Annotated in this window: 20 protein-coding genes and 6 pseudogenes; 23 read left to right on the forward strand and 3 right to left on the reverse strand. The window is 41.7% G+C overall.

Features of this window, described 5'->3' with window-relative positions; genetic code table 11:
• Nucleotides 1–127 precede the first annotated feature (127 nt).
• Nucleotides 128–313 (forward strand): hypothetical protein, encoded by a 186-nt coding sequence (locus tag DP114_RS06170; RefSeq protein WP_169266151.1) that lies wholly within the window; start codon nt 128–130, stop codon nt 311–313.
• Nucleotides 314–715: 402 nt separating this feature from the next.
• Here the strand turns inward: DP114_RS06170 and DP114_RS06175 are convergent, their stop codons facing one another.
• Entirely contained in the window at nt 716–1,102 is a 387-nt protein-coding gene (locus DP114_RS06175) for an AAA-like domain-containing protein (RefSeq protein WP_256379343.1), read from the reverse strand.
• A gap of 337 nt (nt 1,103–1,439) precedes the next feature.
• Between DP114_RS06175 and DP114_RS06180 the strand changes: the two genes are divergently transcribed.
• The 22 genes and pseudogenes from DP114_RS06180 (at nt 1,440) to DP114_RS06280 (ending at nt 21,199) form a co-directional block, all read left to right on the forward strand.
• Nucleotides 1,440–2,396, forward strand: coding sequence for a sulfotransferase family protein (locus DP114_RS06180; RefSeq protein ID WP_256379391.1), 957 nt, complete (start codon nt 1,440–1,442; stop codon nt 2,394–2,396).
• A pseudogene (locus DP114_RS36550) lies at nt 2,362–4,220 on the forward strand (non-ribosomal peptide synthetase); the annotation flags it as partial. The gene DP114_RS06180 and the pseudogene DP114_RS36550, both read left to right, overlap by 35 nt.
• Before the next feature lie 132 nt (nt 4,221–4,352).
• Nucleotides 4,353–5,450, forward strand: a complete 1,098-nt coding sequence (locus tag DP114_RS34760) for a condensation domain-containing protein (protein WP_246163259.1) — start codon at nt 4,353–4,355, stop codon at nt 5,448–5,450.
• A 93-nt stretch (nt 5,451–5,543) separates the two neighbouring features.
• Nucleotides 5,544–5,846, forward strand: coding sequence for a hypothetical protein (locus DP114_RS06190; RefSeq protein ID WP_171975713.1), 303 nt, complete (start codon nt 5,544–5,546; stop codon nt 5,844–5,846).
• Nucleotides 5,847–5,848: 2 nt separating this feature from the next.
• Nucleotides 5,849–6,025, forward strand: coding sequence for a hypothetical protein (locus DP114_RS06195; protein WP_171975714.1), 177 nt, complete (start codon nt 5,849–5,851; stop codon nt 6,023–6,025).
• A gap of 7 nt (nt 6,026–6,032) precedes the next feature.
• A pseudogene (cysC, locus tag DP114_RS06200) lies at nt 6,033–6,503 on the forward strand (adenylyl-sulfate kinase); the annotation flags it as partial.
• Nucleotides 6,504–6,632: 129 nt separating this feature from the next.
• Entirely contained in the window at nt 6,633–8,795 is a 2,163-nt protein-coding gene (locus DP114_RS06205) for a Rieske 2Fe-2S domain-containing protein (RefSeq protein WP_171975715.1), read from the forward strand.
• Nucleotides 8,792–9,847, forward strand: coding sequence for a type 2 isopentenyl-diphosphate Delta-isomerase (gene fni / locus DP114_RS06210; RefSeq protein WP_169266145.1), 1,056 nt, complete (start codon nt 8,792–8,794; stop codon nt 9,845–9,847). Before DP114_RS06205 ends, fni begins: the two co-directional genes overlap by 4 nt.
• A gap of 18 nt (nt 9,848–9,865) precedes the next feature.
• On the forward strand, nt 9,866–10,774 hold the full coding sequence (locus tag DP114_RS06215) for a DMT family transporter (RefSeq protein ID WP_171978127.1): 909 nt from the start codon (nt 9,866–9,868) through the stop codon (nt 10,772–10,774).
• Between the two features lie 40 nt (nt 10,775–10,814).
• Entirely contained in the window at nt 10,815–11,969 is a 1,155-nt protein-coding gene (locus DP114_RS06220) for an SGNH/GDSL hydrolase family protein (protein WP_169266143.1), read from the forward strand.
• 186 nt (nt 11,970–12,155) lie between these two features.
• A complete protein-coding gene (locus tag DP114_RS06225) occupies nt 12,156–12,434 on the forward strand; it encodes a hypothetical protein (RefSeq protein ID WP_169266142.1) in 279 nt (92 codons plus the stop codon).
• Nucleotides 12,435–12,446: 12 nt separating this feature from the next.
• Entirely contained in the window at nt 12,447–12,827 is a 381-nt protein-coding gene (locus DP114_RS06230; RefSeq protein ID WP_169266141.1) for an SGNH/GDSL hydrolase family protein, read from the forward strand.
• A 60-nt stretch (nt 12,828–12,887) separates the two neighbouring features.
• Entirely contained in the window at nt 12,888–13,097 is a 210-nt protein-coding gene (locus DP114_RS06235) for a hypothetical protein (RefSeq protein WP_169266140.1), read from the forward strand.
• Nucleotides 13,098–13,300: 203 nt separating this feature from the next.
• The gene (locus tag DP114_RS06240; protein WP_169266139.1) at nt 13,301–13,591 is read left to right on the forward strand and encodes a hypothetical protein; all 291 of its coding nucleotides are present in this window, start codon (nt 13,301–13,303) and stop codon (nt 13,589–13,591) included.
• 12 nt (nt 13,592–13,603) lie between these two features.
• Nucleotides 13,604–14,266, forward strand: a pseudogene (locus tag DP114_RS06245) (PLL family lectin); the annotation flags it as partial.
• 77 nt (nt 14,267–14,343) lie between these two features.
• Complete coding sequence (locus DP114_RS06250; RefSeq protein WP_171975716.1) at nt 14,344–15,243, forward strand: PLL family lectin; 900 nt, start codon at nt 14,344–14,346, stop codon at nt 15,241–15,243.
• A 96-nt stretch (nt 15,244–15,339) separates the two neighbouring features.
• Entirely contained in the window at nt 15,340–15,996 is a 657-nt protein-coding gene (locus DP114_RS06255; protein WP_256379392.1) for a radical SAM protein, read from the forward strand.
• Between the two features lie 205 nt (nt 15,997–16,201).
• Nucleotides 16,202–17,911 (forward strand): annotated as a pseudogene (locus tag DP114_RS06260) (ABC transporter ATP-binding protein/permease).
• A gap of 120 nt (nt 17,912–18,031) precedes the next feature.
• A pseudogene (locus DP114_RS06265) lies at nt 18,032–18,205 on the forward strand (MvdD family ATP-grasp ribosomal peptide maturase); the annotation flags it as partial.
• Between the two features lie 138 nt (nt 18,206–18,343).
• The gene (locus DP114_RS06270) at nt 18,344–19,639 is read left to right on the forward strand and encodes a LamG domain-containing protein (RefSeq protein ID WP_465251440.1); all 1,296 of its coding nucleotides are present in this window, start codon (nt 18,344–18,346) and stop codon (nt 19,637–19,639) included.
• Nucleotides 19,640–19,913: 274 nt separating this feature from the next.
• Nucleotides 19,914–20,063, forward strand: a complete 150-nt coding sequence (locus tag DP114_RS06275) for a hypothetical protein (protein WP_169266136.1) — start codon at nt 19,914–19,916, stop codon at nt 20,061–20,063.
• A 27-nt stretch (nt 20,064–20,090) separates the two neighbouring features.
• Nucleotides 20,091–21,199: pseudogene (locus DP114_RS06280) on the forward strand (IS630 family transposase).
• 173 nt (nt 21,200–21,372) lie between these two features.
• On the opposite strand, the gene DP114_RS06285 reads toward DP114_RS06280, so the two are convergent.
• Nucleotides 21,373–22,296, reverse strand: coding sequence for a homogentisate phytyltransferase (locus DP114_RS06285; RefSeq protein WP_171975717.1), 924 nt, complete (start codon nt 22,294–22,296; stop codon nt 21,373–21,375).
• A 242-nt stretch (nt 22,297–22,538) separates the two neighbouring features.
• The gene (locus DP114_RS06290) at nt 22,539–23,381 is read right to left on the reverse strand and encodes a methyltransferase domain-containing protein (protein ID WP_169268627.1); all 843 of its coding nucleotides are present in this window, start codon (nt 23,379–23,381) and stop codon (nt 22,539–22,541) included.
• Between the last annotated feature and the right edge of the window lie 136 nt (nt 23,382–23,517).

The following is a 23,517-nucleotide window of genomic DNA, read 5'->3' on the forward strand; positions in this document are numbered from 1 at the left end:
GATAATTTTTCGCCAAAACCTCTATTTAAGATTTATAAGCACAGATTAACATAGATTAACACAGATGAATTATCTGTGTGACTCGGAAGCATCCCAAATTTGAAAAATAGAAAGGATAAGCACAAAAATGAACTTACCGTATATTTTAGTTAACATTTGTTCTTGGATGAACCAAGTTGAACAGTGGTTTAGTATTTTACAGCGAAAACGTTTTAAAATAGGTGATTTAGCTGATAAAAAAGCTTTAAGTGAGCGATTAGAAGCGTTTATTGCGCTCGTGGAATACTACAGCACACCCTTTTGGTTGGAGTGAGAAGTCAACTGCGAAATTTTTAGCTAAATACCAAACTCAAAACTCTCCTAACACGACTCGATCTGACGAAGCGATCACCCTTTGGGTGGCTCCCTGCTGGAGCATCGCGGCATGATTTCCGACCCTTTTTTGCAGCGACCTGTACTAAGCGTTTAGATATTCTCAGCTAAGAAGCGAAAATGCAAGGATAGTTAAGACAGTTAAGAAAGTTAGCAAAAAATTATTTTAAACTGAAAACATATTATAGCTACAATACCTTAGCCAATTTACGAGGGTTCAACGCCTGTGGAAAGGGGATGGATACCTCCCAAAGAAGTGAGCTTGGCAAAAATTTGGGCTAATAAAATAGGCTCAGGCTACAGTACTCGATGTTGATTGAGTGAGTGCCTTACTGTTGCTCTATTAAACAATTGTCGATAGCTGTTTTGCAAAATAGGACTGGTAGAGTCCGTAACGCGGTAAGATGCGATCGCCCTCAAAGCGAATTAATCCCAAACCTTCAAGCTTGTAAGTGTCAATAGGATTAAGAGAAATACCTTGCTTTGCTGCTAGAATTTCAGCAGAAGTCTTTGCCAATCTAGGATTTTCTTGTAGTTTGATCAACTGTCGCCATAAATGATCGCGGTAGATGCCACCATTGGCGATCGCTTCCTCTATTATTTGTTGCAGGGTCATTTCTTGAAACTTAAGATAGTACAAACTAATCTGAATTAGTGCTGGATGTCCTCCTACCAGTGACATTAGTTGAGTAAAATCTTTAGCTTTAAACGAGTCTAAACTATAGGGCACATTCCTTACACGTCAACCTTTTTCTGTCTCGTCCGAAGCCAGAAAAGTACTTTTATCCGAGATAGATGGCGTAGTTCAAGAAGATGTAAAAGCAACCTCGTCCGAATAAAATAAAATACTTATATCCGACAGATTTATCGTAGATAAAAATCCTGAGCAAGAACCAAAATCTGATAGCTCGGTAAAAAGAGCCTCCTTTGCAGACTTCTTTGAGCGCATTGCTCGGAATCTCTACAGCCCCGAACTCATCCTCAAAGAGATTGCATCACGACAACAGCGCCAACGTCCTCAGTTAGATATAGAATTCGTTGCTCCTCGCACTCCTATAGAGAAGGCGATCGCACATTTATTCGCAGAAGCCCTCAAACTAGACAGAGTGGGTATTGATGATAACTTCTTTGAACTAAGTGGCGACTCGATTCGAGGAGCGATTCTGATTAATAAACTGCAAGCACAACTAAACGAAATTATTCATTTTATTGTCCTATTTGATACTAGGACAGTTGCTAAACTAGCAAGTTACATAGAAGAACACTACCCACAAACAGCAGCAAAACTCCTGGGTAAGGAAATAACTGCAATTAGTGAACTACCACAAGAGCGTATTGATGAAGCTAAAGTTTTGCAAATGCGCTCGTTGATTCCCTCCATAGCTCCCCCAATAGATGACGACGCAATCAAAAACCAGCCAGCTATCTTTATCCTCTCGCCTCATCGTAGCGGTTCTACTTTACTGCGCGTTATCCTGGGGGGAAATCCGCAGTTGTTCGCGCCTCCAGAATTGGAATTGCTGACGTTCAATACACTTGGGGAACGAAAAGCAGCGTTTTCTGGACGTTACAGCTTTTGGATGGAAGGGACGATTCGGACAATTATGCAAATCCGTGGGTGCACTCCAGAAGAGGCGATCGCACTTATGGAAGAATTAGAAGCGAAAAATATCACCACAAAGCAGTTCTACCAACTTATACAGCAATGGCTGGGCGATAAAATCTTGGTAGATAAGACCCCCTCCTACTCCATAGATTTAGAGACCCTCAAACGAGCGGAAATAAACTTCCAAAGCCCACTCTACATACACCTTGTGCGTCATCCTTATGCAACGATGCGCTCTTATGAAGAAGCCAGAGTAGAGCAAACATTTCCATATCAACATCCCTTCAATAGGCGAGAACTCGCTGAACTCGTTTGGCTAATTAGCCATCAAAATATTCTCGAATTTTTGCAACAAGTTCCCCAAGAACGCCAGTATCAAGTCAAAGCAGATTGTCGAAGCTTTGCAAATAGAGCGTAGTCTCAGCCACAGTCCCCTGTTTCAGGTCATGTTTGCATTGCAGAATGCTCCAATGGAGCAATTAGAAACGCCTGAATTAGCGATGCCTACGGCGAGCTTCGCTTACGCTCCTCTACATCTAGATAACCTCAATGCCAAGTTTGACCTCACATTACAAATGTGGGAAACAAACACAAACGAAGGAAACTCCCTGGAGGCATTTTGGCAATATAACACTGATTTGTTCGATGAAGATAGAATCGCCCGCATGACTGGTCATTTCCAGACATTATTAGCGGGAATTGTGACCAATCCGCAAGCATCAGTGGGTACATTGCCGTTGCTAACTGAGCATGAACGTCATCAATTGCTAGTGGAATGGAATGATACTTGCACAGCGTATCCTGACACAAAATGTATCCATGAAATATTTGAGGAGCAGGTAGAACAAAACAGTAATGCGATCGCACTGGTGTATGAGAATGAGTCTCTGACATATGGGGAGTTGAACGATCGCGCCAATCAATTAGCGCACTATCTGCAAACCTTGGGAGTCGGAACAGAAGTATTGGTGGGAATTTGCGTCGAGCGATCGCTACAAATGATTATCGGCATCCTCAAAGCAGGCGGTGCGTATGTTCCTATCGATCCAACATATCCCCCAGAGCGGATCGCCTTCGTGTTGAAAGATTCGCAAGTTAAGGTTTTGTTGACACAACAGCGATTAGTTACCCAGCTATCGGAGCATGGAGCAGTAGTTATCTGTCTAGATCGGGATTGGCAGATTATTTCTCAGTCGAGTCGAGACAATTGCCTCAGCAATGTGCAAACAACTAACTCCGCTTACGTAATTTATACCTCTGGTTCCACCGGACAGCCGAAGGGAGTAGTGGTTGCCCATCAAGCACTGCTAAATTTGGTGTTCTGGCATCAAAAAACCTTTGAAATCAGTTCATTAGATCGAGCCACTCAGTTAGCAGGTGGGAATTGTGGCCTTACTTGACAGCAGGAGCGAGCATATACTTAGTTGCAACTGAGGTAATTAACTCACCCATAGAACTGCGAGATTGGCTGATATCAAAACAAATTACCATCAGTTTTCTGCCAACGCCCCTAGCAGAAGAGTTTTTGTCCCTAGAATGGACTGAAAATCTAGCTGTACGAACCATCCTGATCGGTGGGGATCAGTTGCATAAATATCCATCAGCTTTGGTTCCGTTCCAGGTGGTGAATAACTATGGCCCCACAGAAAATACTGTGGTGACAACTTCTGGGGTGGTAGCTACTCATCAGCACCACAATATTTCACCTCACATTGGTCGGGCGATCGCTAACACGCAAGTCTACATCTTAGACCCCTATCTCCAACCTGTACCCATTGGTGTATCAGGAGAATTACACGTCAGTGGAGCCAGTCTCGCCCGTGGCTACCTTAACCGCCCAGAGTTGACACAAGCAAAATTCATCCCCAACCCCTTTAGCCCTCAACAAGAGGCACGTCTTTACAAAACTGGTGATTTGGGACGCTACCTCCCAGATGGCAAAATCGAGTACCTGGGACGTATCGACAACCAAGTTAAAATCCGTGGCTTCCGCATCGAGTTGGGGGAAATAGAGACAGCACTGACTCAACACCCCCATGTCCAAGATGCCGTTGTCGTTGCGAGGGAAGACAAGCCCAATTTGAAGCGGTTGGCGGCTTATGTTGTCCCAGAAGACAAGCAGCACAACACTCAAGAAGAATTGCGGCTGTTCCTCAAGGAAAAACTGCCTGAATATATGGTGCCTGCATCCTTCACAATTCTAGACACCTTGCCGATTACGCCCAATGGAAAAGTAGATCGTCTTGTGCAGCAAGCAGCGCAATGGCAACAGTACAACAGTGATGTGTGCAATACGGTATCTTTAGTTAACGCTGATTAATCCAACCTGACTCAAGCAGAACAATCAAAGGCAATTGAGTTAAAGGCAGATGAAATACAGCGATCGCTAAATTTAGCAGATGGGCCATTGCTGCGGGTTCTACTATTTAACTTAGGCAAATCTTCCCCTGGACGGTTGCTCATCGTCATCCATCACTTGGCTGTAGATGGGATTTCCTGGCGGGTTTTGCTAGAAGATTTAGCTGGGGCATACAAACAGTTAGATAGTGGGAACAACATCGAACTAAGAGCAAAAACAACTTCCTTCAAAGATTGGGCAATCCGATTGCAGGATTATGCCAGTACTCAAGGACTGCACTCAGAGCTAGATTACTGGCTGCACTCAAGGTCGTTCGCAGTTGCTCCTTTACCATTGGATTCTCCTGCTATTGCCTCAGAAAACACTGTCGGTTCAAGTCACATTGTTTCTGTATCCCTGAGTGCAGAACAAACTCGCACCCTGTTGCAGGATGTCCCGGTCGCCTATAACACCCAAATTAACGATGTACTATTGACCGCATTAGTGCAAAGTTTTGCTGGATGGACAGGCTATGACTCCCTACTGATTGAATTAGAAGGTCACGGGCGGGAGGACTTGTTTGAGGACATAGACTTGTCCCGTACTGTAGGCTGGTTTACCAGTATATTCCCGGTTTGCTTAAAACTTGGAAACCTTCACCATCCTGGAGAAGCTCTCAAGTCGGTTAAGGAGCAACTGCGATGCATCCCCAACCGAGGTATTGGCTATGGCATCCTGCGGTATCTTAACCCAGACATAAGCAAGCAACTTGAGCTACTTCCTCAAGCTCAGGTGAGCTTTAATTACTTGGGTCAATTCGATCAAACGCACCTAGCACCCCTTGGTTGGAAATATGCCCAAGAGTCTAGCGGTTCTATTCACAGCCCCAAAGGACAGCGCCGCCATTTGTTGAATGTTAATGGATTAGTCATTGAAGGTAGATTGCAGCTGGAGTGGAAATATAGCAAAGCTTTCCATCATCAGGCTACTGTAGAAAATTTGGCTAACAACTATGTGAAAGTCTTAGAAGCTATTCCACTGCTTATCCCCAGAAGCAGGAGGTTATACCCCTTCAGATTTCCCAGAAGTTGGTTTAAGCCAAGAAGCGTTGGACGAACTGCTAGCAGAAATTGAATGAAGTTATTGACAACTCATTTCTATTAAGAGAAGACATGTCCTCACTTTGTCCTTTGTTTGAATTTTTCACACCAACCATATTCATTATTTATGACAATCTCGAAAGCTACACTCACAACCGCGCGTGATTCAGGAGTTTTAGTTAATAAGCTTGCTTCCAAAATCTCCTGCATTTCTTATCAGAGTATGCGTCGGTCTAGCAGAGTATTGAGAGAATTCGTACTTTATTATTTTCCCATTTATAACCTCTCAATGAATGTTTTTTTTCGGTTTTATCCAGTTTTAGGATTTATTGAAGCTCTGGTTTATCAAACTGATGATGAAGTTGAAAAAATCAAAGTGAAGGCTATGAAAAGCTCCAACATTCTCCTTGGTATTCCAAGCAAGAAATGATCTTGGCTGTTTTAGAAGAGCATAATCTCAAGCATTGTAAAGTTGAATCATATATGCAAAAGCTGGGTGAATATTTTGAATTAGAAACTCAGCTATTAGCTAGCTATCATGTTAATCATGGAATGATTAAAAAAGCGGCTAAATTACGTTATTATGACTGCAGTTTAGTAAAAGGGTAAGGGTAGGATGGTGGAGAAACAGCGTGGTGTAACAATATGGTTAACTGGTTTGAGTGGTGCTGGCAAAACCACCATCTGCCAATTTTTGGAAACAGAACTGCGACGCACAGGATATAAAATTGAGGTAGTTGACGGTGATGTAGTTCGCCAAAACTTAAGTAAGGGGTTAACTTTCAGCAAGGAGGATCGTAACGAAAATATTCGGCGAATTGGTTTTGTAGCTCAACTCCTAACTAGAAATAACGTGATTGTATTGGTTTCAGTGATCTCGCCATATCGAGCAATTCGTGAAGAAGTCAAAGGACGGATTGGAGATTTTATTGAAGTATACGTTAATGCACCATTATAAATTTGCGAACAGCGAGATGTCAAAGGTTTATATAAAAAAGCCAGGGCTGGCGAAATCAAAAATTTCACTGGAATTGATGATTTATATGAAATACCTCTTGAACCTGATGTTGAATGCAAAACTAATCAATAAAGTATTTCCCAAAGCGCAAATAAAATTTTGACTAAATTAGAAGAGTTAGGGTACACCAATTCCCTATTGTTGCCACAATTCCATAACAATTACTCCCGAATATGATGATCGAGTAGGAAAAAGGAAATGACTTTAGTCAAAGAAAAGGAACTGTGTAAACTTTTTGTTGAAGTTGGACAACAACAATATTTACTTGTTGCTATGGGAACTAATTTTCCTAAGAACAATGAGGTAGCATGGAATAGTTTTATCACCAATTTATTATCAGCAAAAGGCAATCCTACTATTGAATATATTTATAAATTTTTATTAAATGGAGTTGCTGAATCTAACAAACAAAATCAGTCAGAAGTTAAGATAAAAACTGTTTATAATTACTTTGCCGCTAAAATTATACGTTCAATCTTTGTTGAACCATCGGAACTAGAGAAAAACTGGTATTTTATTTGTGGCGCGGCAGAAATTCCCAAGCCTGGAAATTTTATTACTGTTCAGGTTTTTCAGGAACCGTTAGTGGCTGTACGCCAAGCAGATGGAAGGATTCGCGTTTTCCTCAATGTCTGCACTCATCGCCAAGCACCGGTCTTTGAAGGTCAGGGTTGTGTAAATGTAGATAAATGGGCTCTTTGTCCTTATCATGGATGGGCTTATGGTATAGATGGTCATTGCAAGAATGCACCAGGTGCAAATAGAGGAGAGTTTGGTGCTGATTTTGATTTGACAAACTACAGTTTGCAGGAGTTTGAGGTCAAAATTGATGAAAATCAGGGAATTTTTGCCAATTTGTCAGAAAATAGTCATATCAAGCAAGAATCACAACCTGAAAGCCATCAAAATATCGGGGTAGAAATTATAAATCTGCTTAATTCTGTGAGTCCAGGCTATGCAGATGGAGAAAGCGCCACACTTCCAGAACAAATCCGCCTCTGGTTGAGAATTGGTTATTTAGAAGAGAAAATAAAACAGCTAATTGTAGAGATTACCTCAGAAGGAAGAAGCGATAGTCGGCAATTAATATTAGAGTCATTGATTGCGGAACTCAAACACGTTATCCTGACTGTTAATAGTGATGGGTCAACCGCAGAATTGGATGAAGTGCTGCAAGGAGTTTACAGCAATGACGATCAAAAGCAAATCATTGGAAAGTCTATTGAGTATTCCAAAATTGATGCTGATGACATAGAATATGCCGAATCATCTCAAAGAAGGCAAGCATTGCCAATCTGGATTTATGGCGATCCAGCATTGTTTGCTCTCGAAGTTGAGCATTTAATTAAACCAACTTGGCAATTTGTTTGCCATATCAACGAAGTTCCACAACCGGGTAACTTCACTTGGCTAGATATTATCGGTGAAAGAGCCTATGTCATCCGCACTGCAAGTGGTGAATTGTTCGCTGGCAAACTTCAGGATGTCACACAACGGGGAAGCTATCCAAAATTTGGTTTACCCAACTACGGTTTAGAACCCATCGATATTGACATTTTTTATGGATTTATTTTCATTCGCTTTAGTTGGGAAGGCTCAAGATTAGCCGATAGTTGGTATTTACCTGGGTTATTAGAACCCTACCAACTACAAGATATGCAACCCATTGGTGGAGTTGGTCGCTATAACATTAATGTGGAGGTGGATTACAAACTCCTGTGGGAAAACTTTTTAGAAGATTACCACTTTCCCATGATGCACAAAGGTTTAACTCGTCGGTTTGGAGTGTCGAGTGATTGTGAAGGCATTAACGGCATGATTATTCCGATGCCCGATCCGGCTTCACCCAGCTTAACCCCAATCGAGCGACAATATTATGATTGTGCCAAAGCGATCGCTCGACATTCTTGGGAGCGTGAGCAGCAATTACAAGATTTCGCTGCGGAAAACGAGTCTCTGCCTGAAACGCTGTGTTACTCTGCCTTCTGCTCGATGTCAGCGCAAGAAGAAATTCCAATGCCTTTTTCTTTGAGCGTATTTCCCGAACACGTCCAAACTTTTTCGTTAGTTCCCGCCCGGTCAAGAGAGTGCCGTTTTCATGTTCGCAGTTATGGTCATGTTCTTGACCCAAACGAGCTTCACAGTAAAGCCATTGAAGATGCGCAGCTAGCAAACATCCAACTGCTTTTGGAATCGTTACATGAGGAAATTCGCGTTAACTACATCTGTCAAGACAGCGTTTCCTCGCGGCTGTTCGATAAAACAGGAGTATTTAGTATTGCCGAATTTGATGTTGCTAAGTTTCAGGAGGCTATTTACACCAAGCTACCAATAACCCGTCGTCAACGCAAACCATTATGACTACCACTGTCCCATCAGTCAATGCTGTAACTGAAATTGAGACTCGCAAAGCCGACCACCTACGTGTCTGCTTAGAAGAAGATGTCCAGTTTCAGCAGGTAACTAGTGGATTTGAGTGCTATCGCTTCACTCATCACTGTCTTCCTGAAATCAACCGCAGCGATATCAATCTGCAAACAACCTTCCTGAGTAAAAATCTTGGCGCTCCTGTACTGATTTCTTCGATGACAGGAGGAACTGAATTGGCGCAGCTAGTCAACACTCGTTTAGCAATTGTTGCTCAACGCTACCAATTAGCAATGGGAGTTGGTTCGCAACGAATTGTGATTGAACAGCCTCATTTAGCTCCTACCTTTGCCGTGCGCTCCTTTGCTCCTGACATTTTGTTGTTAGCGAACTTAGGAGCTGTACAACTAAATTATGGATGTGGACTTGATGATTGCTTGCATCTTGTTCATTCTCTGGAAGCGGATGCACTAATTTTGCATCTTAACCCCCTGCAAGAGTGTGTGCAATCAAGAGGAGATACAAATTTCCGGGGGCTGTTGGGTAAAATTGCCCAACTTTGTCAGCAACTACCTGTTCCGGTTGTTGTCAAAGAAGTGGGAAATGGAATTTCTGCGGCGATGGCACAAAAGTTAATTGATGCAGGAGTTTCAGCCATTGATGTTGCCGGTGCAGGTGGAACTTCATGGTCAAAAGTAGAAAGCCAACGCGCAAAAGACAACAAGCAGCGCCGTTTGGGACAAACTTTTGCTGATTGGGGTTTACCAACCGCCGAGTGCATCAATTCCATCCGGGGGAACGCGCCGACAATTCCCTTGATTGCTTCCGGCGGGTTAATCAATGGATTGGATGTCGCCAAAGCGATCGCTTTAGGAGCCGATTTAGCAGGTTTAGCCCGACCTTTTTTAGAAGCAGCCGTCAAATCGGAATCCGCCGTTGATGAGTTGGTCGAAGTTCTGATTGCTGAACTCGAAACAGCTTTATTTTGTACTGGCAATGCCACCTTAGCAGAACTAAGAAATTCTGGGGCATTGCAACGTGTCTAAATGAATGGTAAACATAACATGAAACTAGATGACTGCACTCAACGCACGCAAAACGCCCTCCACATTCGGGGCATAATTGCGATCGCGATCGTCACTCTAATATGGGCGACAACCTTCCCACTGACCAAAGATGCAGTCACTAGCTTTTCACCAGCTGTACTCACCGCCAGCCGTTTTACTGTTGCAGCAGCAATATTTACCCCGCACTTACGCTCTTTAAACGTTCAAATATTACGTGATGGCATAGTTTTAGGACTTCTACTTTTCGCCTGCTTCGCCTTCCAAGCGAGGGGGCTGGAAACTGCCAATGCCAACCGGGGAGGATTCATTTTCAGCCTAAATGTGATCATTGTACCCCTGCTGGGGGCGTTATTCGGTCAGCCCTTGCTACTTAAAACTTTACTCGCCGCCGGAGTTGCCCTCACAGGCATCGGCATTATGTGCTGGGAAAATGGCTCTCTAGGCATGGGTGACTTGTTATTGTTTGGCGACACCTTCATGTACGGGGTTTATATGCTGGTACTTCAGCAAACGGCACAACGCCACTTAACCCTATCCTTGACTGCCATCCAACTGTGGATTGTAGCAGTGTTAAGTACCATCTGGGCAGTACCGGATTTAAGCGTCGGGCAATTTGAGACGCTGAGCAATAACTATGGCATTGTCCTCTATCTCGGTCTGGTAGGGACTGCTGGTACTACCTGGTTAGAAACAATAGGTCAGCAATGGATTTCAGCTTCCGAGGCGGCGCTATTGTGTATCCTCGATCCGGTACTCACGTCCGTTTTTTCCTTTTGGCTACTCGGTGAGAAGTTTGGAGTACGCGGTTTGATTGGTACGCCTTTGGTACTAACTGCATTGATTTTGAGTCAGAGTAAGTCTCAATATATAGATCGAAAATTAATATTTGGCGGAGAACATGTTTAAAAATTAGTAATGTTAACTTGATTTTTTCTACTATACGACCTTGATTAAAACGATTGATGAACATAGAGGTTGGGCAGGACGACCTTATGCGGCTGGGTGGGTTCGGGACGAAGGAGAAGCTTATGTTCAATACAACAGCGACGGCTTTCACGACCAAGAACATCCGCAGGTTAAGCCAGAGAACACTTTTCGCATTGCCTTGCTGGGAGATTCTTTTACAGAAGCACGCCAGCTGCCACAACCACAAGGAATCGCCGCCGTTATTGAACGCGAACTGAAAAATTGTCCCACCCTAGCAGGTCGTGACGTAGAAGTGATGAACTTCGGAGTGAATGGTTATGGAACCGATCAAGAACTGATCGCCTTGCAAGAAAAGGTCTGGGACTATTCACCAGACCTCGTACTTCTGAATTTTTATCCAGGTAACGATGTCATCAACAACTCCCGCAGTCTCACCGAAAAAATGGTGAGTCAGACTGCTATGGATAATAGCGCCCTCATGAAACCCTATTTTGTTGATCGAGATGATAATTGGGTGCTTGATGACTCATTTGTAAATATGGATATTTATCGCTCACAAAAGTCATGGTGGCATCAGGCTTATCTCCAAGTTCAAGATCGTTTACGGATTTTACAGCTTTTAAAACAAGCAAAATACGCTTTACCACTTCCTCACCAAGATAATAAAAAACAAGACCCCCAGTTAGCAACACAACCTGCAACACTTTCTCCCTATATTGACCCTGAATGGCAGAATTTCTTAAAGCAAACAGAATGGCTTGCATACAACACTGCAACTGATCCTGAATGGCAACAAACAGAAGGACTAATTAGTTTAATATATAATGAAACAATTACTAAAAAACCAAACTTTGCTGTAGTAACGCTAACAACTCCCCTGCAAGTTAATCCCGATCCTGTCGTGCGTCATCATCAGGAAGTGTCAGGGTTAACAGATTGGTTTTACCCAGAAAAGCGGATTGCAGCATTAGGAGAACGTGAAGGTTTTACTACTATTAATCTAGGAGAATATTTTCAGGCTTATGCCGAGCAGAATAATGTCTGCTTACATGGGTTTGATAATACTTTTCGTTGCGACGGACATTGGAATGCTTTGGGACATCAGTTAGCAGGGGAGATTGTTGCTAAAACACTGTGCGAAAAGGGATTGTCCAAAATAATTCGTAATTCGTAATTGTAAGAGGATGTTTTAAAAGTCCTCTTGTCGGTATCAAAAGGTTCTATATCCTCCTAAATCCTCCTTAAAAAGGAGGACTTTGATTCCCCCTAACCCCCCTTTTTTAGGGGGGTTAGGGGGAATCAATAAGTGCCTAAAATCACAGCCAAATACTTTTAAAACAACCTCTAAGAGTAGGAATTAATGGGAAAAATAAAGCGTTGGCTACAAAATTTATTGCTCATGCTGGCTGGAGTTATAGTTGGGCTGTTAATCATCGAAACTTTTGCCATTACTACTGGAGTTGCTGCCCCACAAAAATCCAAGGCGCAAATTTTTTATCAATTTATTCAACCAGATGCTCAATTAGGTTACAAACCTAAATCAAACCTGAAAGACTTCAAAACTATTTGGCAAGAAGCAAAAGTTACAGAAGTTGCTAATACAGATAGTTATGGATTTCGCAATATAGGGAGAGATTAGACAAAATCTAACTTGTATTTTATTGGAGATTCATTTACATGGGGTCAATGGGTCAGTGAAGAAATAATATTTCCCAGACTGGTAGAATCAGAGTTGCAGCAGACAGTAATTAATTTAGGTGTTCCCGGTTATTCTTTTGCTCAATATGAAACATTATTTAATGAATGGATCGCCAAATATAAACCTCAGACAGCCGTCTTATCTATAGTTGCTAATGATTTGACTAATTATTCATCGGATATTGGTCAAAAGATATATGATACACTGAAAGAAAGAAGTTTTTCGCCTTGGTATGAAAAAACCTTTCTCTACCAGTTTGTCTTGAAAAATAGTAAAAAAAGCTTGGCAGTAAAAACTGGAAAATCTATCTTTAAAGAAGCAAAAAATGGTTGAACTCTATTTAATTTATCGCTGGCAACACCTGAGTCAGGAGTTGGTGTAGATAGCGATTATTTGACATCTGATGGAGTTCTCAAAGTAGAAGCGGCATTATCACGAATCATTCGTTTGACCAAAGAAAATCGAGTTAAGCTGTTTGTTTTTATCGTACCTTCAAAAGAATCAGCTTATATCAAAGATTACGTCCAGTTATTTCCTGAAAATGTAGGTTTGCTCAAAAATGAAGATATTGGGTATCAGCGTTTATGTGATGTTGCAAAATGAAAAAATGTAACTTGTGTCAATTTAACTGATGATTTTAGAAAAATAGCAAGCAAGAAAAGCTTTACTTTGATATTGATGGTCATTGGAATCCGGCGGGACATAAACTAGCTGCCAAAGTAATTTTACATACTTTAGATAATTCGTAATTCGTAATTAATTCAGCTTCCAAGTTATTAACTTAGTTTTGAAAAAATTAAAAGCAAATGACAACAAGCCAAACAACGGCAGAGGAAATATCTAACGAGATGCCACCGCTTGAAATGGAACTTCAAGACGCTTCTGTACGTATGCCCTATCCTTCACCAACCCCATACCCGATGATGGGGGCTGCTTCGTTAGGAGATATGCCATCCTTTGCAATGGATGGCGAAAATCTTGGCGGCTATTCTCAGTACGGTGTCGCTGGCACTTCTGGGGCAGAAAATCGGCTGGATGTCTTTAGCATTGGCAAAGATAGCGCTATGTACCACAAAAAGTGGAATAGCTCAGTCTGAAGTGATTGGGAAAGACTAGGGGGCTACTGTGTTTCTGCACCAGCTGCGATCGCCAGAGGAGAGAATCGGATTGATACCTTTGTGATTGGAGGCGATCGCTCTGTGTATCATAAAAGCTGGGATGGTTCAACCTGGAGCGATTGGCTAAATCTTGGCGGATATTCTCAGTACGGTGTGGCGGCTGCTTCTTGGGGAGATCGGCTGGATCTGTTTATCGTCAACTGGGATGGAGCCATATACCAAAAGTGTTGGGATGGCTCAATCTGGGGTGATTGGGAAAGGCTGGGGGGCTACTGTATTTCTACACCAGCTGCGGTTTATTGGGGATTAAACCGGATTGACACCTTTGCCTTGGGTAGCGATCGCGCCATCTATCAAAAGTATTGGGATGGCTCAAGCTGGAGTGGTTGGGAAAAACTCGGTGGCTATTCCCAGTATGGTGTTGCGGCTGCTTCGGGAATTGAAAATCGCCTAGATATTTACATCATTGCTCGTAACGGTGCTGTGTACCAGAAGTACTGGGATGGCTCAAATTGGGTTGGGTGGAATAATCTCGGCGGCTATTCTATTGCTGCGCCGGCTGCGGTTGGTTCTGCGCCAAAGCGTGTTGATACTTTTGTGTTGGGTAGCGATCGCGCAATTTATCACAAGTGTTATGCAATAAGGGTCAGTTAAGGCTTAACTCTTTGTCAAAGTCAGTTTTTTAACGAACCGCAAAGAACGCAAAGAACACAAAGCAAGAAAACAGGCCAATGACAACCAGTTTTCCAACTACAGCAGCAATTTCTCAGGATCGGGGTATGCCATTTCCGGCGATGAGTCCCGCCTCTAAAGAAGATATGCCAATATTTTCTACTGATGGGGAATATTTAGACGGATACTGCCAGTATGGTGTTACAGCCACTTCTTGGTCAGAGAATCGGCTGGATGTTTTACTCACAGCGAGTATTGGCTCTTTATGGCATAAATGGTGGGATGGCTCAACTTGGAGCGATTGGCAAAGACTTGGTGGTTATTGTATTTCCTCGCCAGCTGCGGTTTCTTGGGGGTTGAATCGCATTGACACCTTTGTTTTAGGTAGCGATCGCGCTACTTACCGCACATGGTGGGATGGTTCAAAATGGAGTCGTTGGGAAAACCTTGGCGGGTATTCCCACTATGGAATCGCCGCCGCTTCTGGTAGTGAGAATTTGCTAGATATTTTTAATGTTGGCATTGATGGTGCGCTGTACCACAAGCGATGGAATGGTTCAACCTGGGATGAGTGGGAAAATCTCGGAGGCTACTGTGTTTCTGCACCGGCGGCGGTTTCTCGTGGGAAAGACTGCATTGATACCTTTGTTTTAGGCGGAGATGGTGCGATTTATCACAAGCACTGGAATGGCTCAACCTGGAGTGGTTGGGAAAATTTGGGAGGGTATTGCCAGTATGGTGTCGCTGCCACTTATGTTACGGAAAATCGGCTAGATATCTTTACTGTTGGCTGTGATGGTGCAATGTACCGCAAGAGTTGGGATGGTTCCGTCTGGAGTGATTGGCAGCATCTTGGTGGTTACTGTACTTCTGCACCGGCGGCGGTTTCTCGTGGGAAAGACTGCATTGACACTTTTGTTGCAGGAGGCGATCGCGCCGTTTACCACAAATGTTACTAAACTCATGCACTCCACGCACAAATGAATGATTGTATTGAGTAGTTGTTAATATTTTACGGCTTCAAAACTATGTATATCTATCAAGTTTAAATCTCAATTTTTTGTAATCTAACCTGTTCTTACTGTCCTCACCCATCTCAAGGTAGAACGAAAGGAAATATGTCTTTTTCTACATTTGTAGATGTTGTTGAATTAGCAATTGAATGTGGACAAAAAGATTTGTTTCTTAACAATTTTGGAGAACCCCTACTTCACCCTGAATTATTAGATTTTATCGCCTATACTAAAACAAAAGGAATTGAGTGCAATTTTATCACCAACGGTATACTCCTTGATGAGGCAATGGCATGGGGCTTGTCTGAATTAGGAATACACGATATTTATCTGTCGGAACATCTTATTGGGCAGAAAGAACGCATTCAACAAATGTTTCAGGAAAAATCTATTCCTTTGTCTATCGTCTATACCTATAATCCTCATCAGCAGGAAAAGCATGATTGGGCTGGACAAGTAACTTCTAAAACTACATCACGCAGAAGTTTAACTAGTACGATAAAAAAGCAAAAGCCGTGCATTTTTGAAACTAAAAAGCGAGTTGTAGTTTTGTGGAATGGAAGTATCAACACCTGTTGTATAGATGTAAATGGAACAGGTATTGTGGGTTCTGTTAAAGATTATATTGGTAGAACACATGAATATGAATTTAATTCGATCCCGCTATGTAGCACTTGTGATTTAATGCGTGAGGAATAATTCTTGAATCAGGCAATGGCAGAAGATTCAATTCTATTTTTAGATAAATACTATTGAATTTGACCCAAACAAATCCGGGGCTGATGATTATACAGAGTCATTGGATGTCCCTAATCAATGGCCAGAAAATCCGCCGGCATTTCGTCAAGTTTTGCAGCAATTCTTTCAAGCTAGCCAAGAATGTGCTTTGAATATACTAGAAGCATTGGCGATCGCCCTGCAACTACCAAATTCCTACTTTACCGATTTACATTCTCAGCAAAACCACGCCGGAGTTTTCAATTACTATCCCAACATTTCCCAAGCGCCAAAACTAGGACAAACTCGCTTTTTTGAACACACTGATTTGGGCAGCATCACCTTACTATTTCAGGATCAAGGAGGAGGATTAGAAGTATACACACCCCAAGGAGAGTGGATTACCACCTCGTTTTCAGCTACTTTCTTAGAAAAAGTGCTGGAAATGACGGCTTTTTTAGTAATTGTTTGGTCAATTTCCCAACAGATCGCTATTGTTATGCTTGTTTATACGGTTATAGGAAATTTGATTGCTATTTATTTAACTCAAGAATTGAATAAGATTAATCAAGAGGAACTTGAACTTAAAGCTGAATATAATTATTCCCTAACTCATCTTCGTAATCACGCTGAATCGATAGCTTTTTTTCAAGGATAAAAGCAAGAATCAAATATAATTCAGCGCCGATTCAGTAATGTCCTAAAAAATATTGAACGCAAGATTAATTGGGAAAGAGGTAAGGAAATTTTTAACAGAGGATATCAGGCTATTATCCAAATATTTCCGTTTCTAGTACTGGGACCATTATATATTAATGGTGAAATTGATTTCGGACAAGTTGGTCAAGCCAGTTTAGCTACTGGTTTGTTTGCTAACGCTATGGCAGATTGAATTAATGAATTTGGAACTTCGGGAAGATTTTCTAGCTATGTTGAGCGTTTATCTGACTTTTCAGATGCTTCAGAAGAAGTAACTAAGCAACCCGAAAATATCAGTACTATTAAAATAATAGAAGAAAAGCATCTTGCTTTTGAAAATGTCACCTTACAAACGCCCAACTATGAACAGGTAATCGTTGAAGATTTATCGTTGTCTGTTCAACCAGGAGAAGGTTTATTGATTGTCGGCCCTAGTGGTCGAGGTAAAAGTTCTCTATTAAGAGCGATCGCTGGTTTATGGAACGCGGGGACTGGTCGTCTGGTGCGACCTCCTTTAGAGGAAGTTTTATTTTTACCCCAACGTCCTTACATAATTTTGGGAACTTTGCGCGAACAATTGCTCTATCCTAATACCAGTCGTCAAATGACTGATGCAGAACTCAAAGAAGTTTTGCAACAGGTCAACCTACAAAACTTACTCAGTCGAGTCGATGGCTTTGATACAGAAGTTCCTTGGGAGAATATATTATCGATAGGAGAACAACAACGCTTGGCTTTTGCACGACTGTTAGTTACTCATCCTAGCTTTACTATATTAGATGAAGCAACGAGTGCTTTAGATTTGCAAAATGAGGAAAGCTTGTATCAAAAACTACAACTAACGAAAACAACATTTATCAGTGTTGGGCATCGGGAAAGCCTGTTTGATTATCATCAATGGGTTTTGGAACTTTCACAAGATTCCAACTGGCAACTTGTGACTGTGCAGGATTATCGAAATCAAAAAGCAATAAATATTCAAAGCGCGCCTAATAGTGAGTCGCAAAATGAATCTCAAATATTGACAGAAACAATCACAAGTGAAAAGCTCACTCATAAGGAAATAAGTCAATTAACTAACTATTCCATTAACACTATTAAAAGTAAGGCAAGCAAAGGAGATTCTATTACTACTAGGAATGGCTTGACGTACCGCTATGACAAGAACTCAAGTGTGTTGAAATGGCTGAGAGTTTAGCGGTTAGACAATCTGTTCAATCTGTTGAATTCTCGCCTGTGAAAGAATAGTTTTCTATTTTGATTTGTAAAAATTGTCCTTGTTCAGAACCCCGACTTTTTTAAAAAATTGGGGTTTTTCTTGTTCACTATGGCTTCTTTTGGCTTAAACTATGGAGCAATTGATATTATTGTCACCCCCGATGGTCGCCATGTATTCCTCGAAGTTAACCCAGTCGGGGAATTTTTTTGGATGGAGATATATTCACCACACTGCCCCATTTCGCCGGCGATCGCAGAAGTATTACTGAATTAATAAAAATTAGGGGATTGAGCCTTGTGTATTTTTCTTGTCTTCTATTTTTAAAGGTGTTTAATATTAACGAAGAAGTTCATTAATATTAAACACCTTATTTAAAAGTACGAATTATTAATATTTGGAGATGAAACTCTTGTGATAAACCTAGTAAATACACAAACAGTTTTAACATTTGATGGACTAAATGATTATATAGATTTTGGCAGAAACGATATTAGCGGCGTTTTCGCTCAAGGAAGTTCAGCTTTTACAGTTTCAGGATGGGTAATGCCACATGAATTAACAAAGAAAGCCACTAGTTACGGGACGCGCAATGTATTTTTTGCCTGTTCTTCAGAGAGATATAGCGATAATTTTGAATTCGGCATCAGTGAAGCAGGAAGCCTAGATATCTACATTGATGAAAGTGTTAGCAAAAATATCAAAACCTTTGGGCAAGGAGAATTAACTATAGGACAATGGCACTTTTTTGCTATTGTTTTTAATAGTGGTCAGCTAACCGTATATCTTGACGAGCGCGAATACAAGGATTCTCTTAGAGGTTCATCTTTCAACAAAGCCACAAGTTCTACAACCCTGGGAGCAACGTTACATAAACAAGTCTATTTCAAAGGACAATTAGCAAACATTAGCGTTTGGAATTATCCTTGTACTCAAGCAGAAATCCAGACTCATCGTTGTGGGCTAATAGTCGCAGATGAAGAAGGATTAGTGGCTTACTGGAAATTAGACGAAGGGCAAGGTACAACTGTCAAAAACCAAAAGGGAAAGTCCTATCAAGGAAATTTTCGTGGTAATCCTATTTGGACTTTAGCAGAAATTCCATTCGCAACACAATCATCAAATTCAGTTCCATTTGTAGCAGAATCATCCAATCAAGAAAATATTCAACAAGAGATCCAAACTGAGACAGGAGTTATTCCTGAAGAAAATATCTCACCACTAACTACAAATTTATTAGCAGCAACGGTATCGTTAGTAAGCGACGACGAAAACCAACCAAAGGAAATTCAACAGACAGAAATAAACAGCGAAGAACCCGAGATTATTCCAACTGCGATCGCTCTCGAACCACATGACGAGGAAACCAAAACAGACCAAACTGAAGATCCCGTCAATATCCAACAAGCACAAATATTAACTCGGGAAGAATCGCCAGAAACCATGAATACAAAAGCCCGTCCCAAATATAAAATACTTTCCATTGATGGAGGCGGTATTCGGGGCATTATTCCTGCATTACTCCTAGCAGAAATTGAAAGGCGGACACAAAAGCCTATATTCAGTTTGTTTGATTTAATTACTGGCACTTCCAGTGGCGGAATTTTAGCACTTGGACTAACTAAACCGCGATTAACTTCCGATGTATCTGATAACTTGCCAGTAGCTGAATACACTGCTGAGGATCTTTCTTTTACAGCTATTTCTTGAGTATGGGGTAGAAATATTTTATGAGCCATTGTTTGAAAGACTACTTGGCCCATTAGAGGATATATTTCTTCAGCCAAAATATCCTTCCGAAAGCAAAGAAGAAATTTTAAGGCAATATTTTGGTAATGCTCCTCTAGAAAATAATCTCAAAGAAGTTTTTGTAACGAGTTACGATATCGAGCAGCGAATTCCGATATTTTTACAAACCAACTAGAAAAGCAGCAAATAGAATTTAAGAATTTTTGTAAGTTATGTGGGGGTTTTTCGCTCCTAGATGCAGCATTGGCAACTAGATGGTTTGGCAGCAATGGATGCACTACATATAGCAGCAGCACTTTCGGTTAGTGCTTCTGAATTTGTGACAACAGAAAAACCGATAAAACCTATGTTCCGGGTAATATCATGTCCGGGTAATCGCTTATGATAAAAGAAGTGAGTGCAAAGATGACTAATGCCGAAACGAATTAGTGTAGCCGCACATCTGAGTCTAGAAGAGCTAGAAAAACTTTACCGTCAAGCTAAAGATGGCATAGAAAGCCGTCAGTATCAGATTATCTGGTTAATAGCACAAGGAAAAAAAACGGAAGAAGTGGAGGAAATCACTGGCTACAGCAGAACATGGATATACGCATTGGTAAAAAGATACAACGAGTCAGGCGTGGAAGGATTAGGGGATTGCCTAGGGCAGAGCTACGCTTAACGCAGACAGTTAAATCAAGGTACACAGCCATTAGTAAATGATATCCAGCAAGCACAGTTATGGCAGGTGTTACAAGAAAAAGCACCGGATGGAGGATTATGGAACGGGAGAAAGGTAGCAGATTGGTTAACTCAAGCGACAGGAACTGGCATCAGCCGACAGAGGGGATGGGAGATATTGAGGCAGATGACTTTTAGACTCAGAGTACCCCGCCCATCTCACACAAAAAGTGATTATTTTGAGCAAGAAGCCTGGAAAAAAAACTCGCAACAGAAGTAGAACAAATCCAAGCTACTTATCCGAATGCAGAAGTTCAGTTGTGGTGTGAGGATGAGCAAATGCCTTCGGCAACGCTTCGCGAACGCTTAGGACTTAAACCGATTTTGCGACGAGTTTATGTACCAGAAGGGGAAACACCAATCGCTGATGTGAATTGGCGGTTTAAATGGTTATGGCTGTATGCTTTTGTACATCCCAAAACCGGAGAAACTTATTGGTGGATTCTTCCTTATGTGAATACAGAATTGTTTAATCAGGTTTTAGCCGATTTTGCTCAGGAATTTGGTAATGGTGCTAAGAAACGCATTATGTTAGCTGTTGACCGAGCCGGATGGCATACCAGTAAGAGTTTAGAGATTCCAGAAGGGCTACATTTAACATTTTTGCCATCTCACTCACCTGAATTACAGCCCGCAGAAAGGCTGTGGAGTCTAGTAGACGAACCAATTGCTAATCAATCTTTTGAGACACTCCATGATTTAGAGGATGTTTTATTTAATCGGTGTCAATCTTTACTCCAACAGCCAGATTTAATCCGTGGCTTAACGGCTTTTCATTGGTGGCTGAAAACTGGCGCTTAATCGTAAGTCATTACCCGGACATGATATAACAGGTATTAAAGTAATTTCTATTTTTTTTACTAATGATAAGTAGATGGGCGTAAATAAACAGAATATCAATTCGCGTTTAATTATTTCCACTTACTTACCTCACTTTTATAAATTGGATTGTTCGTAATATTTTCTTGAAATCTTCAAGCCAAAAGACAAGCCATAGGGAAAACCAGATACTCCAAGAAAAACAATTTCCAGATGAACTGGTAAAAACGAGCAATTTCACTTTTCTCTTGCAAATCAACTTGTCTACTCCGCCACCACATCAAAACTAGCGCGACGAGATGAGTCATCACCAAAAAAACAGAATTCACCTCAGCCAGCCGCAACACACCAACTCCAATCATCCCCAAATAGCAAACAGTAATCACCCAAAGAGCAAGATTAAAAACGGCTTGCTTACCAATTTGGAGAGTCAAAGTTTTGATATTGTACAGTAAGTCACCTTCCATATCAGGGACATCTTTGAAGATGGCGATCGCAAAAGTAAAAACCAAAACAAACACCGTCAACACCCATACCGCCGCTGTAATTGACGAACTCTTTTCAAAAACCCAACTGTAGTGCAAATACAGTCCTAAATTCACAATCGCCCCACGCACCGAAAAAATACACACCGCCGCCCAAAACGGAAATCTCTTCAAACGAATAGGTGGCAAAGAATAAGCAGTACCAATCGCCAAACTAATCGCCACCATTCCAAATAAAAATGATCCTTGAAGCAACGCAACAACCAGCGCCAAAACACCAGTCACAGCGACAATCCATTTGCCAGTCGTTAAAGAAAACTCCCCAGCAGCAACAGGCAAATGAGGCTTATTAATCTTGTCAATTGCCACATCCTCAAGTTGATTCAGCCCCACAATGTAAATATTGCCACACAAACAGGCAACCCATGCACCCAAAAGGGGAAATAAAGAATAACTACCATCGCTAACAGCAACAGCAATCAAAAACAACCCCAACACACTCAAACTCGTCCCAATAATCGTATGCGGACGCGAAAACTTCCAAAAACTATAAAACCAATTCCCCTGAAACCCTCTTGATGAAACCTGATCCATTCTCTTTTCTCCTCTTGGCGTTTTTGTCTTGGCGTTCTTGGCACGCCAGGTGCTAAGAAAGCGGGAAGCCCTTCGGGTATCTCCTGCGGAGACGCTACGCGTTCGCCCTTGGCGTGCGCTTTGCGCTTACGCAGTCGCCTAGGTCGGGAAACCCTCCTGCAGCGCTGTCTCACCGCCTCCGGCGTCTACAAGTCGGGCGTTCGTTGCCCGCCCAACGCACTGGCTTGTCTTGTTGCTAATCGTTACTTATTCCCACACAACAACCCAAACCGAATCAACCCGCGTTCATAACCCCTACTCATCAACCCCAAAGACAGCGCAGCTTGAATAGTACCCCAACCCGAACACAGCAAACCCCAAATCGCCATTGGAGAAAACGTCGAATCAATCACAACATCCCAAAAAGGAGCAACAGCCTTCGACCAATCAGCACTCCGAATATTTTGTAACCCTAATTCACGAGCAATAACCTCATACTGTGGCAAAGATATCACATAAGGCAAACAATACACTCGATAAATCTCAGCTAAGTGCTTCTCCTCATCCGCCGTCAGGGGTAAATTATCAATTGGTCGATGACACCAAGTCACCATAATCAAGGTTCCACCGGGTTTCAGCACACGATAACACTCTTGCAAGAACTTGCTCTTATCCGGCATATGCTCACCAGATTCTAGTGACCATACTAAATCAAAAGAGTTATCAGTAAAAGGCATTGCTTGAGCGTCAGCCACTTGAAAATGACTTCTTGCACTCAACCCAAACTCAGAAGCGCGTTTTGTTGCTCTTGCAGCTTGTACTGGACTCAGAGTAATTCCTGTTGTTCTAGCATTAAATCTTCCTGCCAGATACAGAGAACTTCCACCAATTCCACAACCGACATCCAAAATGTTCTCAGCTTGTTGGACTCCTGTCCACCTGATAACTTCTTCAATTAAATCAATTTGCGCCTGACGACGCTCTTTTTTCTGTGTACCATCTGCACCGTAGTAACCGTGGTGCATATGTTCGCCCCAAACCTGTTCCCACAGACTGGAGGAAGCATCGTAAAACTGCTGAATTTGCTCGTAAAGTGTTGGACTCATAACGGAAGCAATAATGAAGACATAAATAAACACATACAGTAGGCTACCATGTGTGTTTTTAATTAGATTAGGATGTTTTTGCTTATGGCGAAAGACAACTATCTTTATATAACTATAAAGCGTTATAAAAAAGACT

Origin of the sequence: Brasilonema sennae CENA114 (assembly GCF_006968745.1) — a bacterium.
Taxonomy (GTDB): domain Bacteria; phylum Cyanobacteriota; class Cyanobacteriia; order Cyanobacteriales; family Nostocaceae; genus Brasilonema; species Brasilonema sennae.

Excerpts from the sequence above, each read along its gene's own strand:
- DP114_RS06170 (WP_169266151.1), top strand. The coding sequence starts at position 128 with ATGAACTTACCGTATATTTTAGTTAACATTTGTTCTTGGATGAACCAA.
- DP114_RS06190 (WP_171975713.1), top strand. The coding sequence starts at position 5,544 with ATGACAATCTCGAAAGCTACACTCACAACCGCGCGTGATTCAGGAGTT.
- DP114_RS06205 (WP_171975715.1), top strand. The coding sequence starts at position 6,633 with ATGACTTTAGTCAAAGAAAAGGAACTGTGTAAACTTTTTGTTGAAGTT.
- fni (WP_169266145.1), top strand. The coding sequence starts at position 8,792 with ATGACTACCACTGTCCCATCAGTCAATGCTGTAACTGAAATTGAGACT.
- DP114_RS06215 (WP_171978127.1), top strand. The coding sequence starts at position 9,866 with ATGAAACTAGATGACTGCACTCAACGCACGCAAAACGCCCTCCACATT.
- DP114_RS06225 (WP_169266142.1), top strand. The coding sequence starts at position 12,156 with ATGGGAAAAATAAAGCGTTGGCTACAAAATTTATTGCTCATGCTGGCT.
- DP114_RS06240 (WP_169266139.1), top strand. The coding sequence starts at position 13,301 with ATGACAACAAGCCAAACAACGGCAGAGGAAATATCTAACGAGATGCCA.
- DP114_RS06250 (WP_171975716.1), top strand. The coding sequence starts at position 14,344 with ATGACAACCAGTTTTCCAACTACAGCAGCAATTTCTCAGGATCGGGGT.
- DP114_RS06275 (WP_169266136.1), top strand. The coding sequence starts at position 19,914 with ATGCAGCATTGGCAACTAGATGGTTTGGCAGCAATGGATGCACTACAT.
- DP114_RS06285 (WP_171975717.1), bottom strand. The coding sequence starts at position 22,296 with ATGGATCAGGTTTCATCAAGAGGGTTTCAGGGGAATTGGTTTTATAGT.
- DP114_RS06290 (WP_169268627.1), bottom strand. The coding sequence starts at position 23,381 with ATGAGTCCAACACTTTACGAGCAAATTCAGCAGTTTTACGATGCTTCC.